This window comes from Paucibacter sediminis, from assembly GCF_030254645.1.
Lineage (GTDB): Bacteria > Pseudomonadota > Gammaproteobacteria > Burkholderiales > Burkholderiaceae_C > Paucibacter_B > Paucibacter_B sediminis.
This window is the reverse complement of the sequence record NZ_CP116346.1, coordinates 2,158,146-2,171,443: the sequence shown is the minus strand read 5'-3', so window position 1 is coordinate 2,171,443 and position 13,298 is coordinate 2,158,146. Positions and strand designations below refer to the sequence as shown.

Genomic DNA, 13,298 nt, shown 5'->3' with positions numbered 1-13,298 from the left:
ATCGACGCTCAATCAATGATTTGCACGCCCTTCCAGAACGCGTAGCGGCCCTTGATGGCGGCCGCGGACTCGCTGGGCTCGGGGTAGAACCAGACCGCATCGGGGTTCAGCTCGCCGTTCACGAACAGGCTCAGGTACTGGGCCTGGCCCTTGTCGCTGCTGCTGCGGTGGTTGCTGAAGCTGGTGTATTCGCGCTTGAGGCTGTCGGCGGGGAAGTAGTGGTTGCCTTCCAGCACCACGGTATCCTCGCTCTCCGCCAGCACCACGCCGTTCCAGATCGCCTTGGTCATCTCGTCACCCTCGAAAAGTATTTGCTTGCTAAAACGCTACCACACCCACCTCGGCCGCGACATCTTCGTCACCTCCGGCAGCGCCCGCGAGCTGGCGCCCGGCAGCTTCGGCATCTGCGCGATCGGCGGCGGCGCCGAGGGCTGGTCGGTGGTGCATGTGGGGCCCGAGGGCGATGTGGCCGACCTGGGCGGCGAGTATTACTTCGCCACCCCGGAGGAGGCGCTCGAGTTCACCCAGGAGCTGATCGCGCTGATGCAGGCCGGCACTTAGCAATTTCTTAAGATCGCGCGAAGCAAGATTTACGAGCGCGCGCGGCGCCACGCTCCTATCGTTGAGCCCAGGCCTATGTCTCGGCCTCAACCAAATTTAGGGAGCACATCATCTTGAGCCTGAACTGACCACGGCCGGTCTTCTCGATCGCCATATACGGGCAGCGTTCGTCGAGCCGGCGCTGCAACAGAATCAAACGCGCCTCGAGGTTGTCGGCCACCTCGGGCAGGCCCAGATCCCCGGCCATGCGCAGCTCGCGGTTGCTGAATTCGTCGCGCCCGCTCTCGCGGTGCTGGCGCAGCAGCTTCCACAGGATCGCCCCCGGCACGCCCTTGATCAGGTAGTCGCCGTCGATGAAGATGCTGTGATTCAGCGCGTAATGCCGCAACTCCAGCGTCGGCCCGGCCGCCGCGGGCGCGGGCAAGGCCGCGGCCCGCGCCGCCGGCGCATGGTCCTCCTCCTGCTGCAGCCGGTGGATCGCCAGCCCCAGCAGCGCGGCCAGCGTCAGCAGCGCGTCCTCGTCGTCATAGCTGAAGCGCAGATCCTCCGGGCTTTCCACGCACAGCACGCCCAGCAGCCGCCCGGCGGCGAGGATGGGCACGGCCAGCTGGCTGTGCGGTTCGGGCAGGCCGGGGAAGGGAATCTCGGCCTGCAGGGTCAGGTCTTGCGCCAGCGCCGCGGCGCGGCCGGCGCGCCCATAACAGTACTCCATCGTCATGTGGCTGATGCGGATGGCGCAGCGGTACTGCGCGGCCACGCCGATCACGCCATTGCCGTACGCGATCTCCGAGCCCACGCCGGTGGCCGGGTAGCCGCGGCTGCCCACCGTGTACAGGCAGCGCGCGCCCTCGTCGGCCATCAGCAGCAGCGCGTGCTGGATGCCGAACTCGCTCACCAGCGCGGCCAGCGCCTGGTCGAACAGCGTGCACAGCTCGCCGCACTCGGCCAGGCGCGCGCCGCTGTTGCGCAGCGCGTTGAGCAGATTGCGCGCCGGCGCCGGGCGCTCCAGTTCGGGCCCGGGCACGCGCTCCACCAGCAGCACGCGGTAGACGTCCGCCCCCTGCAGCTTGAACACGCCGCTCATGCCGGTGTGCGAGGCGATGCCCGCCAGCTTGGCCTTCAGGCTCTGGAACAGCGCCCCCTCGGTCTCGGTGCGCAGATAGAGCAGCTCGAGCCGGTAGGTGGCGGCGGTGACCGGATCGATCACCAGCACGGTGACCTGCGGGTTGGCGAGGATGTTCTCGCGCGTCTTGTTGAAGAACTGGAAGGACAGCGCCACATGGCGCGCGTCCAGGTACTGCATCTGCGAGACATAGGTGGCGTTGGGCACGCCATCGGCCGAGCAGGTGGCGACGGTGGCCGGGATCACGCCCTCCAGGCAGCTGCGGATGGCATCGAGCGAGACGCGCGTCATCGCCGCCTCAGGCCTTCAGCCGCGTGCCGGCCGCCGGGCCGGGGGTCTGCGCAAACGCGCCCTGCGGCGTGAAGCGGATCGCCAGCAGCTCGTCGGGGTTGCGCCAGAACAGCGTGTCGACATAGCCGGGCCCCCAGCCCATCGGGCCGAGATCCTCGGCAAACAGGTCCAGGCTGCGCCGCGCCGCGGCCACATCCTGGGGCGTGGCCGGCTGGGTGCGGGCATCGCTGCCCTTGAGCTGCACCGTCTCGTGGTTGCTGGGCCGGCTGAAGCACACCGCCACCTGCTGGTTGTGCTCGATGTCTCGGCACACCGCCGCGGCGCCGGCGCCAAACAGCAGCACGGTGACGCTGCGCCGATCGGCATCGACGCGGCAGGCCACCGCCTTGGCGATGGAGGGCACCAGGCGCGCGCCCCGCGCCGCCACGGTGATGGACAGGCCGGACTGGATGAACTCGGCCACGGCGGCGCTGATCAGTGGAGGCTCGCTCATGGGGCCGGATGTTAAGCGCAAGCGCATCGACGCCCGCTTGCCTTGCGCGCCGCGGGCCGGCTATCCTGGCCGCCGGCCGCCAACTCAACGAGGCACACCATGGCTCAGATGATCGAATTCCAGCGCCCCGACGGCGCCACCAGCCAGGGCTACCTGGCCGAGGCCGCCGCCGGCGCCCCCGCGCTGATCCTGATCCAGGAGTGGTGGGGCTTGAACGACCATATCCGCAGCCTGGCCGAGCGCTTTGCCGCCGCCGGCTTCACCACCCTGGCGCCCGATCTCTACCGCGGCCGCCTGGCCAGCAGTGCCGACGAGGCCAGCCACCTGATGACCGGCCTGGACTTCGTCGACGCCACCCACCAGGACCTGCGCGGAGCCTGCCAGCGCCTGGCCGCCGGCGGCCGCAAGGTCGGGGTGCTGGGCTTCTGCATGGGCGGCGCGCTGACGGTGGCCGCCGCCGTCCATGTGCCAGGTCTTGCCGCCGCGGTCTGTTTCTACGGCATTCCACCGGCCGGCCTGGCCGACCCGGCACAGATCAAGATTCCCTTCCAGGGCCATTTCGCCAGCCGCGACGACTGGTGCACCCCGGCCGCCGCCGCGGCGCTGGAGAAGCGCATGCGCGCGGCCGGCGCCCAGCCCGAGCTCTACCACTACCAGGCCGATCACGCCTTCTTCAACAACGCGCGGCCCGAGGTGTTCGACGCCGCCTGCGCCCAGCTGGCCTGGGAGCGCTGCATGGACTTTCTGCGCCGGCATTTGCACCCCTGACTTGCTGGGCGAGGCAATCCCTGCCCCTACCCTTGGGGGGCTGACGTTGCCAGGCAAAGCTGGTCTCATGAACCAGCGCCGACCAGATGCGCGCCTGAAAGGGGTCACCATGAGCTTTGCCTCGACACGTCTTGTAGCGCGCGGGTTCGCCCTGCTTGGCAGCCTCGCGCTAAGCCTGGCAGCCCATGCCGCCCTGCTCAGCCCGGTGCAGGTGCAGTTGCTGGCGCCCGGCGGCTATACCGACGGCACCAACACCGACAGCACGCCCATCAGCGCCACCGAGAGTGCCGCGGTGGCCACCGGTGTCTCCGTCGGTAGCGGCGACGTTGGCGGCTGGATGCTGAGCGACGAGTTCATCCAGTTCGACGGCAATTCCATCAGGTTGAGGCTGGAGGCCGGCGCCGACAGCAACGGCATCTTCAGCACCGGCTACCTGGGTGCTGCCGGTGAACATGCGCGTTATGTGTTCAGCGGCCTGAACATTACCGGCTTCACCATCGTGGGCGTGCTCGCCTCCGCCTTTGACGGTTTCGCCGACAGCGGCAGCACCGGCCTGGCCGGCCCTGGCCCGGCACAGGACTTTGTGCACCTGCTCGACGCCCATAGCGTCAGCTTCGATCTCGACGAACTGCTGTTCGTCGGCACCCATACCTTCAACGGCGTCTACCGCTATATGGACGTGCGGCTGGACCTGCAGACCCGCCCGGATACCAGCAACCCGGTGCCCGAGCCCGGCAGCCTCGCCCTGACCCTGCTGGCCATGGGCCTGCTGTGGCGCGGCCGCAGCACGGCCAGGCCTTGAGCCCCGCAGCGGGAGCAGCCATGTCAGCGGCAGCCATCGACACCCTGGAGCGCTTCAGCCCCCTGGTGGGCGATGATCGCTTCGAACTGCAGTTGGACGACGGCTCCGCCTGCAGTGCCGCGTTGGTCGAGGCCAAGGCCTTGCCGGCGCCGGTGTTCCAGGGCCGCCAGCCCTTCAGCCTGCTGTTCGAGGGGCCGCCGCAGCCGCTGCTGCCGCAGCGCATCTATCGCATCAGCCATCCGCAACTCGACGCGATGCACATCTTCCTGGTACCCGTGGGCCGCAGCCAGAGCGCCACGCAGTACGAGGCCATCTTCAACTAGGAGTACCCGCCATGTCCGAACCCTTCCTCGGCGAAATCCGCATGTTGGGCTTTGGCTTCGCACCCAAGGGCTGGGCCCTGTGCAACGGCCAGCTACTGCCGATCAACCAGAACCAGGCGCTGTTTGCCTTGCTGGGCACCATGTATGGCGGCAACGGCCAGACAAGTTTTGCGCTGCCTGACCTGCGCGGACGCAGCCCCATGCATGTCGGGCCGCAGAGCACGCAGGGGCAGCGCGCCGGCGCCGAGGCGGTGACGCTCACGATGAACCAGCTGCCCGCCCATCAGCATGGGCTGAACGGCAGCGGCGATCTGGCCAACGCCAACGCACCCGGCCTGGCCCTGCCCGCCGCCAAGGGCCGCGGCGGCAGCAACCGCTATGCCGCGGCCGGCAGCAGCGACGCGCTGATGCATACCGATTCGATCGGCCGCAGCGGCGGCAGCCAGCCGCACAACAACCTGCAGCCCTATGCGGTGCTGGCCTTCAGCATTGCGCTGCAAGGCATCTTCCCCTCGCAAAACTAGGAGCGCGTCATGGGCCAACCCTATGTCGGAGAGATCCGCATGTTCGCGGGCAATTTCGCGCCCAACGGCTGGGCGTTCTGCAACGGCAGCCTGCTGCCGATCAGCGAGAACGAGGTGCTCTTCCAGCTGATCGGTACCACCTATGGCGGTGATGGCCAGCAGACCTTTGCGCTGCCCGACATGCGCGGGCGCGTGCCGATGCACCAGGGAACCGGACCGGGCCTAGGCAGCACGCGCCAGTTGGGCGAGTTGGGCGGCAGCGAGACCGTCACGCTGACGAGCGCGCAAATGCCCATGCATACGCATGCCCTGCGGGCGGCCACGAGTCTGGCCAGCCTCGGCAGCCCGGCCGGCACGGTGCTGGCCAAGACCGGCGCCAACAGCTATGACACGGCGGTGCCGACGGTGCCGATGGCGGCCGGTGCCATCCCGGCGGCCGGCGGATCGCAGCCACACAGCAATATGGCGCCCTACTGCGCGGTGAACTACATCATCTCGCTGTTCGGCATCTTCCCTTCGCAGAGCTAGAGGCCCGCCATGTCTGATCCCTTCGTCGCAGAAATCCGCATGTTCGGTTTCAACTTCGCGCCCAAGGGTTGGGCGGCCTGCAACGGCCAGTTGCTGCCGATCAGCCAGAACACCGCCTTGTTTTCGCTGCTGGGCACCTATTACGGCGGCGATGGCAAGGTGACCTTTGGCCTGCCCAACCTCCAAGACAGCTTTGCCCTGGGCGTCGGCCAGGGGCCCGGGCTGAGTTTGTATGACATTGGCGAGCGCGGAGGCTCCGGCACCGTCTCGCTGCTCAGCTCGGAGATGCCTGCGCACAGCCATGCCTTGATGGCAGGGGCTTCGGCGCAGACCGACAGCCCTGCCGGCGCCGCCCTGGCGCCACCGGCCGCCGCGGCCTTGGCTTACCGTATTCCGGGCAACCAGGTCGCGATGGCGGGCGACAGCAACGGCGCGGCGGGCGGCAGCCAACCGCACGAGAACAGGTCGCCCTACCTGGCCGTGAACTTCTGCATCGCCATGCAGGGAATCTACCCGCCGCGCAGCTGAGGCCCCATGTCGATTCAGCTGCGCCCCGCCACCGAGCAGGACCAAGCCCTGCTGCAGCGCATCTATGCCAGCACCCGCCTGGCCGAGCTGGCGCTGACCAACTGGGACGAAGCGCAGTGCCGCGAGTTCACCGGCATGCAGTTCGAGGCGCAGCAGCGCTACTACGCCGAGCAGTATCCGCGCGCGCTCTGCCAGATCATCGAGCTCGACCACCAGCCCGTCGGCCGGCTCTGGGTCGATCGCCGCCCGCATACCCTGCATGTGCTGGACATCAGCCTGCTGGAGGCCGCGCGCGGCCGCGGCGTGGGCGGCCATTGCCTGCGTGCGCTGATCGCCGAAGCCGAGGCACAGGGCCTGCAGGTCAGCATTTATGTGGAATTGCAGAACCCGGCGCGTCGGCTCTACGAACGCCTGGGCTTCCGGGCCGATGGCGCGCCACATGGCGTGCATCAGCACATGATCCGCCACAGCCCGGTCGCCCTTTCTTCCCACCCGCAGGAAAGTCAGCCATGTTGATCACCATGAACAAGCGCAGCTTCATGCTCGGCACTGCAGCCACCCTGGCGGCGCCCGCAGCCATGGCGGCCAGTTGCAGACCCGCCCTCGACGGGCGTTCCGGCCGTCTGGATTGGCAGGCCTATCTCGGCGAGCACTTTGAACTTGACGATGGCCAGGGGGCCCGGGCCAGCGTGCGCCTGGCCCGCATCAGCGCAGCCCCGGCCCGGCGCGGCTGCGAGCAGTTCTCGCTGGTGTTCGAGACGCCGCAGGGCGAGCGGGCGGTACCCACCGGGCTCTACCGGCTTGAGCATGCCGATGGCCATGCCACCGCGCTTTACATGAGCGAGGGGCTGCGCGCCGATTTCAACTTGCTGCACAGCGCACGCGCCTGAGCGCCGCACCCGCGCTGCGGCAGGGGGCGATGCCACAATCGGCGCTCCCTGTTGAAGCAGCGAGTGCAGCATGCTGAAAATCGCGCGGGCGGCCGCATGGGCCGCGCTCCCTCTGGCCCTCGGCTTGGCGCATGCCCACGCTCATGCCGACAGCGCCACCGACACCAAGCTGAGCCGCATCCTGCAGGACATCTCGGCCCCGCGCATCGAGGCCCGCATCCGCAGCCTGGTGGACTTCCAGACCCGCCACACGCTCTCCGAAACCGCCTCCGACACGCGCGGCATCGGTGCAGCGCGGCGCTGGATACAGCGCGAGCTGCAGGCCTGCAGCCAAGCCACCGGCGGCCGCCTGCAGGTCGAGATGGACAGCTTCATCGAGCCCGTGGGCGCGCGCGTCGCTCGCCCCACCGAGCTGGTGAACGTGGTGGCCACCCTGCCCGGCAGCTCGCCCGCCGCGCGCGATCGCCTGCTGGTGGTGAGCGGCCACTACGACTCGCGCAACAGCGATGTGATGGACGCCGAGGGCGCGGCGCCGGGCGCCAACGACGACGCCTCGGGCGTGGCCGCGGTGATGGAGATGGCCTGCGCGATGGCCAGGCACAGCTTCGATGCCACCCTGGTCTTCATGGCCGTGCCGGGCGAGGAGCAGGGTCTGCTGGGCGCCACCCATTGGGCCAAGCGGGCGCGCGCCAAGGGCTTGCGCGTCGAGGCCATGATCACCAACGACATCATCGGCAGCTCCACCGGCGACGCCGGCCAGCGCGACCAGCGGCAGGTGCGGCTGTTTGCCGATGGCTTCGACCCGCTGCTGCGCCTGCTGGTGCAGGCGCGCAGCAACAGCCCCGCCAGCGAGGCCGAGGTGCGTGCCAATGAGGCCTGGCGCGAACCGCTCACCCAGCTGGCCCTGGCCGGCGGCGCCGAGGACCTGCCCACCCAGCAGCTGGGCCGGCATCTGAAGGCCGCGGGCGAGCGTTATCTGCCCGGCTTCAAGGTCAACCTGATCCAGCGCCGCGACCGCTATCTGCGCGGCGGCGATCACCTGCCCTTCCTGGAACGCGGCTATGCCGCGGTGCGCTTCTCCGAACCCTTCGAGGACTTCCGTCACCAGCACCAGAACCCGCGCACCGAGGGCGGCGTGGTCTATGGCGATCTGCCCGAGTTCGTCGATTTCGAGTATGTGGCCAACGTGGCGCGCATCAATGCCGTGGGCCTGGCCACGCTGGCGCTGGCGCCGGCGGCCCCGCAGAACGTGCGCCTCGAAGCCACCGAGCTGACCAACGACAGCACGCTCAGCTGGGCCGCCGGCAGCGAGCCCGAGCTGGCCGGCTACCGCATCGTCTGGCGCAGCACCGACTCGGCCACCTGGCAGCAGTCCAAGGATGTCGGCCTGGTCACCAGCCATCGCCTGCCTGGCGTCTCCAAGGACAACGTCATCTTCGGCGTGCAGGCGCTTTCCAAGACCGGCCAGGCCAGCCTGGCGAGCTACCCGCTGCCGCTCAGGCGCTAGCGCCCGCGCTGGCCGAGGCCCAGGCGGCGAGCAGCAGCCGCGCCCCCGCCACATTGGTGGCGCAGGGCACGTCGTGCACGTCGCAGGCGCGCACCAGGGCGTTGATATCAGGCTCGTGCGGTTGCGGCGTCATCGGGTCGCGCAGAAAGATCACGCCGTCCACCTCGCCCACCGCCAGGCGCGCGCCGATCTGCAGGTCGCCGCCAAGCGGCCCCGAGAGCAGGCATTCGACCTCCAGCCCGAGCTCACGGCGCAGGCGGCCGCCGGTGGTGCCCGTGGCCATCAGCCGGCAGCGCTGCAAGAACGGCACGAAACCGGCCGCCAGCGCCACCATCGCGTCTTTCTTGCCGTCATGGGCGATCAGGGCAATTCGCATCTGTGCATCTTAGGGCGTGGCAGTTACATTGCTGATTCATCTGCGCCGGCCGTACGCGCGTCTCAATGCCACTCTCCGTCGGAGTACCCGCATCATGACTGCCATGACCCTCAAGACCCTCGTCGCCCTCTGTCTGGGCGGCGCCAGCCTTTGCTGCAGCGCCCAGTCCGACGCGACCAAGCTGCCCGCCAACAAGGCCTGGGCCGAGCTCAGCCCGGCCCAGCAGGCCCAGTTCCGCAATGCCTACACCGGCCTGCCCGATGGCGACGAGCCGCCCTATCCGCGCGAAGGCATGCAGGCGCTCACGGACCCGGTCCGCTTCGCCGCCAACCAGCTGCGCGTCGAAGGCTCGCTGACCCTGCATCTGGAGATCAATGCCGAGGGCGAGGTGCGTCGCGTGGCGGTGTACAAATCGCCCGATGCCGAGCTGAGCAAGGCCGCCGCCAGCATCGCGGTGCAGACCGCCTTCAAGCCCGCACGCTGTGCCGGCAAACCCTGCGCCATGGCCTTCCCCTGGCGCGTCGAGCTGCCGAAGCTGTAAGGCCAATAGGCGCTTGCGACGGGCTAGCATCGGGCCATGCTCGCCCTGGCCCTGTTGTTCCTCGCCGTTCTCGTCATCAACGTCCTGCCGGCCTTTGCGCCGCCCACCTGGATGGTGCTGGCCTTCTACGGCTTCAACTTCCCGCCGGCACAGCTCTGGCAGGCCTGGCAGATCGGCCTGGTGGCGGCGCTGGCGGCCACCGCGGGCCGCTGGCTGCTGGCGCGCTTCGCCCAGCGCGTCACGCACAGCCGCTGGGTCAATGCCGCGATGCGCGACAACCTGGATGCGGTGGCCGAGGCGCTGGAGCGGCGCCGCGCCGCCAGCGCGCTGGCCTTCCTGATGTTCGCGCTCAGCCCGCTGCCCTCCAACCTGCTGTTCCTGGCCTATGGCATGACGCGCGCGCCGCTGGCCTGGCTGGCCCTGCCGTTCTTCTGCGGCCGCTTCGTCAGCTACAGCCTGGCGCTGGCCGGCGGCGCCTACGCGGCGAGTCAGCTACCGCATGAATTGAGCGGCTGGACGGGCGCCTATTTCCTGCTCACCCAGCTGCTGCTGCTGGCCCTGGTCTATGCCTTTGCCAAGCTCGACTGGCGCCGGGTGCTGCGCAGCCAGTGGCTGCGCTGGCTGAGGTGAACCTGCCGGCGCTGGCTCAGGACTTCTTCTTGATGCGCTCGTGCGTGGCTGCCGGCAAGGCCGCCACCGCGGCGACCACCGCCGCCGGCAGCACCAGCGGCACCACCTTCTTGGGTTTCTTCATTTCCTTGTTGCCGCGTTGACCCTTGGACATATCGAACTCCTGCCATCAAAGGCCCGATGCTGCAGCCCTGCGCCGGTCGCGTCTGTACGCTGCCGCACGGCCTCAGCCGGCCTCATGGCTGCGGCTCAGCCCCATACCTGCGCGGCCACGCGCCGCATATTGCCGCCCATCACCAGCGCCGCGTCGGCCGCGCTGAAGCCCTCGGCCTGCAGCGCCGGCAAGATCTGACCCCAGGCCTGCACCGGCGTGTAGCGAATGCCGCCCAGCGCCGCGCCATAGCCGGCCGCGGCGGGCCACCAGTAGCCGGGATCGAAGCGGCCGGGTGGACGATCGTCCAGGCCCGGCTCGGAGAAACCGATGTCCAGCCCCAGGCCCACATGGGCCACACCCACCAACCCGGCCACATAGGCGGCGTGGCGGGCCACATCGGCCGCATTCGGCGCCGCGCTGCCCAGAAAGGCCGATACGCCCGAGATGCACACCACCCCACCGGTGGCCGCACAGGCGCGGATCTGCGCATCGCTGACATTGCGGCCATGCGCCACCAGCGCCAGCGGGTTGGCATGGCTGAAGATCACCGGCGCCGCCGAGGCCGCCATGATGTCCAGGCTGCAGCGCCGGCCGGTGTGCGAGCAGTCCATCAGCATGCCCGCGGCATTGACGGCCTCCACCATGCGCCGGCCCAGCGGGGTCAGGCCCTGCTCCTCGTCGTGGCAGCCGCCCGCCACCGCGTTGTTGCGGTTGTAGGCGAAGTGGATCTGGTTCACCCCCAGGCTGCTGTACAGGGCCACCATCTCGGGCCGGCCCAGCAGCGGCAGGCTGCCCTCGAGGTCGAAGCCCAGCGCCAGCCGGCCGGCGGCGCGGGCGGCGTCCAGCTCGGCCAGCCGGTGCACCAGGGCATAGCGAGCGGGTTCGGCGGCGATGCGGGTCCGGAATGCGGCGATCACCGCCATCACCTGCTCCAGCGGATTCATGTCCATGCCGACGTTGATGGACACGTAGTCCACCCCCTCGGCGGCATAGGCCTGCAGCGGCGCCAGGCTGGCATCGGGATGCAGTGGCAGGCAGGCGTGGGCGTCCCAGACGGTCATGGCGGCGGGCGGGTTCGTGATATCCGGCCAGTATCGGGCAGCCGATGGCTCGATACACTGCAGCTGTTGTCATTTTCCGGATCTAGAGATGCAAGCGCGGTGCTGGCAAGCAGGCCGGCGATGGCTGGAACTGCTGGCCTTGCTCATGGCGCTCTGCGCCCCGGCCGCCTCGGCCTGTGATCGCCCGCTGCGTGTGGCGATGGGTCAGTTCCCGCCCTACATCCTGCGCGATGCGCGCGGCGCGGCCAGCGGCGCCGAGCCCGAGCTGCTGCGCGCCATCCTGCAGCAGGCCGGCTGCCAGCTGGAAATCGTGCCCGACCTGCCGCGCAAGCGCCGCTATGCGATGTTCCTGGCCGGCGAGCTGGACATCCTGCTGGCCGCCAGCGAAACCGTGGAGCGCCGCGAGGTGGCCTGGTTCACGCCGCCCTACCGCATGGAGACCACCGCCTGGTTCGCGCTGCCGGCCAGGGCCGCGGCCTTGCGCGAACTGGACGGCTTCGGCGCCGTGCTGCAGCGCCGCGTGCCGCTGGTGACGCAGAACCTGGGCTGGTTCGGCGTCGAGTACGCCACCCTGCTGCCGCAGTTGCAGCAGGCCAAGCTGATTTCCCAGTACGAGAACACGCGCCAGGGCCTCAGCATGCTGCTGGCCGCGCGCGGCGAGATTCTCATGGCCGACCGCGGCGCCACCCTGTACGAGGCCGCCCAGCGCGGCCTGGAGCTGGTGGAGCTGCCCTTTGTGCCGGCCCGCGAGCCGGTGCACCTGATGCTCAGCAAGAAGTCGGTCAGCGAGGCCGATGCGCGCGCCATCGGCAATGCCTTGCAGCAGCTGGAAGAGCGCGGCGTGCTCAAGGAGATCCGCGGCCGCTACGGCCTGCGCTGAGCCCGGCCGCAGCGGCGCAGGCTCAGGGCAGGGCGAGGTGCCCGAGGCCGCGGTTCATCGCATTCAGGATGGCGCCGTTGTCCTGGCTCAATTCCCAGGCGAACAGGCCGGCCAGGCCCTGCTCGGTGACGAAGCGGCCCTTGGCCAGCACCGCGCGCGGATCGTCATAGCTCATCCAGAGCTTCAGCCCCGGGTGGTAGAGGCTCCAGGCCTGGGTCTGCGCGTCGAACAAGGCGCGGTAGCCGCGCAAGCCCTGACCCCGCGGGCCCAGATAGCGCTGCGCGATCTCGCGGTAACCGGCCGAGCCGTCGGCCCCGGGATAGACCGCAGCCTTGGCCGCGCCGCTGACGGGCCTGGCCACGCCGCTGAAGCCGCGCCCGTACATCGCCACACCGGCCACCAGCTTGCTCTTGGGCACGCCGGCCTCCACCAGGTTCTGCACCGAGCGCTCGAGGCTGTCGTCGGCACCGGGCGCCGAGCTGCGCAGGCCACTGTGATGGCCTGCGCCGCTGCTCCAGCCGCCGTAGAAGTCGTAGGTCATCATGAACACCAGGTCCAGCGCCGGCGCCGCCTGGCGGAAGTTGACGCGCCGCACGATCGCCTGCGTGCTGTTGACGGCCGTGCTGAGCAGGTAGAGGCGGCCGGTCTCGGCCGTCAGCCGGTCGAGCGCGCGGCGCAGGTCCAGCATCAGGTCCGCATAGCCCTGGCCATCGGCCGGGCTGCCGAGCGGCACGCCGTTCGCCGCGCCATTGCCGCCCGGGTGTTCCCAATCGATATCGACACCGTCGAAGGCCGGGTGCTCGCGCAGAAACTGCTGCACCGAGGCCGCGAACACGGCGCGCCGCGCGGCGTCGTTGGCCAGATGAAAGAAGGGGTCCGAGCCGCCCCAGCCGCCCACCGAGGCCAGCACCTTGAGCTGCGGTGCGCGCGTCTTCAGACGGGCAAAGGCCGCGTCAAAGCGACGATCGACCTCGCTGCTGGCGAGCTGGAAATCCTGCCGTCCCTCGCAGCGCACCGCATCGGCCGGCAATTGGCCCGGGCCACACAGGCGCAGGAAGGCGTAGAGGATGTGGCTCAGGCTGCCCGTGGGAATCGCCTCCACCTGGGCCAGCGGCTGCCAGTTCGCCACATAGGCGCCCACCACCTTGGCGCTGGTGCGCTCGAAGTCGAGCGCCTTGGCGGCAAACAGCGCCTCGGCCGCAGGCTGAGCCTGGGTGCGGGGTGCCAGCAGGCTGAGGCTGGCGGCGAGTGCAACAAGAAACAGTCGGCGCATGGCATGGATTCCGGGCAGAGGCCGCAAGCCTACCCGAAATTGAAT

The 13,298-nt window shown here is 69.4% G+C and carries 20 protein-coding genes; 13 read left to right on the top strand and 7 right to left on the bottom strand.

Annotated features, from left to right (window positions below):
- Positions 1-8 precede the first annotated feature (8 nt).
- Positions 9-290: a DUF427 domain-containing protein gene (locus tag PFX98_RS09930; RefSeq protein WP_285235041.1), complete on the bottom strand. Its 282-nt coding sequence runs from the start codon at positions 288-290 to the stop codon at positions 9-11.
- A gap of 25 nt (positions 291-315) precedes the next feature.
- On the opposite strand from PFX98_RS09930, the gene PFX98_RS09925 reads away from it, so the two are divergent.
- Positions 316-561 carry a hypothetical protein gene (locus PFX98_RS09925; protein WP_285235040.1) on the top strand — a complete coding sequence of 82 codons (246 nt, stop codon included), beginning with the start codon at positions 316-318 and terminating at the stop codon, positions 559-561.
- Positions 562-634: 73 nt separating this feature from the next.
- Here PFX98_RS09925 and PFX98_RS09920 read toward each other — a convergent pair whose 3' ends face one another.
- Positions 635-1,975, bottom strand: a complete 1,341-nt coding sequence (locus PFX98_RS09920; protein ID WP_285235039.1) for a GAF domain-containing protein — start codon at positions 1,973-1,975, stop codon at positions 635-637.
- Between the two features lie 7 nt (positions 1,976-1,982).
- On the bottom strand, positions 1,983-2,468 hold the full coding sequence (locus PFX98_RS09915; protein ID WP_285235038.1) for a hypothetical protein: 486 nt from the start codon (positions 2,466-2,468) through the stop codon (positions 1,983-1,985).
- Between the two features lie 99 nt (positions 2,469-2,567).
- On the opposite strand from PFX98_RS09915, the gene PFX98_RS09910 reads away from it, so the two are divergent.
- The 9 genes from PFX98_RS09910 to PFX98_RS09870 all read left to right on the top strand — a co-directional run bounded on the left by PFX98_RS09910 (position 2,568) and on the right by PFX98_RS09870 (position 8,338).
- A complete protein-coding gene (locus PFX98_RS09910) occupies positions 2,568-3,236 on the top strand; it encodes a dienelactone hydrolase family protein (RefSeq protein ID WP_285235037.1) in 669 nt (222 codons plus the stop codon).
- A gap of 109 nt (positions 3,237-3,345) precedes the next feature.
- A complete protein-coding gene (locus PFX98_RS09905) occupies positions 3,346-4,038 on the top strand; it encodes a PEP-CTERM sorting domain-containing protein (protein WP_285235036.1) in 693 nt (230 codons plus the stop codon).
- A gap of 20 nt (positions 4,039-4,058) precedes the next feature.
- Positions 4,059-4,361, top strand: coding sequence for a DUF6916 family protein (locus PFX98_RS09900; RefSeq protein ID WP_285235035.1), 303 nt, complete (start codon positions 4,059-4,061; stop codon positions 4,359-4,361).
- 11 nt (positions 4,362-4,372) lie between these two features.
- A complete protein-coding gene (locus PFX98_RS09895; RefSeq protein WP_285235034.1) occupies positions 4,373-4,885 on the top strand; it encodes a phage tail protein in 513 nt (170 codons plus the stop codon).
- Positions 4,886-4,894: 9 nt separating this feature from the next.
- On the top strand, positions 4,895-5,413 hold the full coding sequence (locus tag PFX98_RS09890; RefSeq protein ID WP_285235033.1) for a phage tail protein: 519 nt from the start codon (positions 4,895-4,897) through the stop codon (positions 5,411-5,413).
- Positions 5,414-5,422: 9 nt separating this feature from the next.
- The gene (locus tag PFX98_RS09885) at positions 5,423-5,941 is read left to right on the top strand and encodes a phage tail protein (protein WP_285235032.1); all 519 of its coding nucleotides are present in this window, start codon (positions 5,423-5,425) and stop codon (positions 5,939-5,941) included.
- A 6-nt stretch (positions 5,942-5,947) separates the two neighbouring features.
- On the top strand, positions 5,948-6,457 hold the full coding sequence (locus tag PFX98_RS09880) for a GNAT family N-acetyltransferase (protein WP_285235031.1): 510 nt from the start codon (positions 5,948-5,950) through the stop codon (positions 6,455-6,457).
- Complete coding sequence (locus PFX98_RS09875) at positions 6,451-6,831, top strand: DUF6916 family protein (protein WP_285235030.1); 381 nt, start codon at positions 6,451-6,453, stop codon at positions 6,829-6,831. The genes PFX98_RS09880 and PFX98_RS09875 overlap by 7 nt, the downstream gene beginning before the upstream one ends.
- A gap of 70 nt (positions 6,832-6,901) precedes the next feature.
- Positions 6,902-8,338 carry a M28 family metallopeptidase gene (locus PFX98_RS09870; protein ID WP_285235029.1) on the top strand — a complete coding sequence of 479 codons (1,437 nt, stop codon included), beginning with the start codon at positions 6,902-6,904 and terminating at the stop codon, positions 8,336-8,338.
- Here PFX98_RS09870 and PFX98_RS09865 read toward each other — a convergent pair.
- Positions 8,328-8,714 (bottom strand): methylglyoxal synthase, encoded by a 387-nt coding sequence (locus PFX98_RS09865; RefSeq protein WP_285235028.1) that lies wholly within the window; start codon positions 8,712-8,714, stop codon positions 8,328-8,330. The genes PFX98_RS09870 and PFX98_RS09865 overlap by 11 nt on opposite strands.
- A gap of 94 nt (positions 8,715-8,808) precedes the next feature.
- On the opposite strand from PFX98_RS09865, the gene PFX98_RS09860 reads away from it, so the two are divergent.
- Together PFX98_RS09860 and PFX98_RS09855 are read left to right on the top strand one after the other, a co-directional pair.
- Positions 8,809-9,255, top strand: coding sequence for an energy transducer TonB (locus PFX98_RS09860; protein WP_285235027.1), 447 nt, complete (start codon positions 8,809-8,811; stop codon positions 9,253-9,255).
- 36 nt (positions 9,256-9,291) lie between these two features.
- The gene (locus PFX98_RS09855; RefSeq protein WP_285235026.1) at positions 9,292-9,885 is read left to right on the top strand and encodes a hypothetical protein; all 594 of its coding nucleotides are present in this window, start codon (positions 9,292-9,294) and stop codon (positions 9,883-9,885) included.
- A 16-nt stretch (positions 9,886-9,901) separates the two neighbouring features.
- On the opposite strand, the gene PFX98_RS09850 is transcribed toward PFX98_RS09855, so the two are convergent.
- Together PFX98_RS09850 and PFX98_RS09845 are read right to left on the bottom strand one after the other, a co-directional pair.
- Entirely contained in the window at positions 9,902-10,039 is a 138-nt protein-coding gene (locus PFX98_RS09850; RefSeq protein WP_285235025.1) for a hypothetical protein, read from the bottom strand.
- Positions 10,040-10,134: 95 nt separating this feature from the next.
- Positions 10,135-11,100: a dipeptidase gene (locus PFX98_RS09845; RefSeq protein WP_285235024.1), complete on the bottom strand. Its 966-nt coding sequence runs from the start codon at positions 11,098-11,100 to the stop codon at positions 10,135-10,137.
- Between the two features lie 145 nt (positions 11,101-11,245).
- Between PFX98_RS09845 and PFX98_RS09840 the strand changes: the two genes are divergently transcribed.
- Complete coding sequence (locus tag PFX98_RS09840) at positions 11,246-11,980, top strand: substrate-binding periplasmic protein (protein ID WP_285235023.1); 735 nt, start codon at positions 11,246-11,248, stop codon at positions 11,978-11,980.
- Positions 11,981-12,002: 22 nt separating this feature from the next.
- Here PFX98_RS09840 and PFX98_RS09835 read toward each other — a convergent pair whose 3' ends face one another.
- The gene (locus tag PFX98_RS09835; RefSeq protein ID WP_285235022.1) at positions 12,003-13,253 is read right to left on the bottom strand and encodes a glycoside hydrolase family 18 protein; all 1,251 of its coding nucleotides are present in this window, start codon (positions 13,251-13,253) and stop codon (positions 12,003-12,005) included.
- Positions 13,254-13,298: the final 45 nt, after the last annotated feature.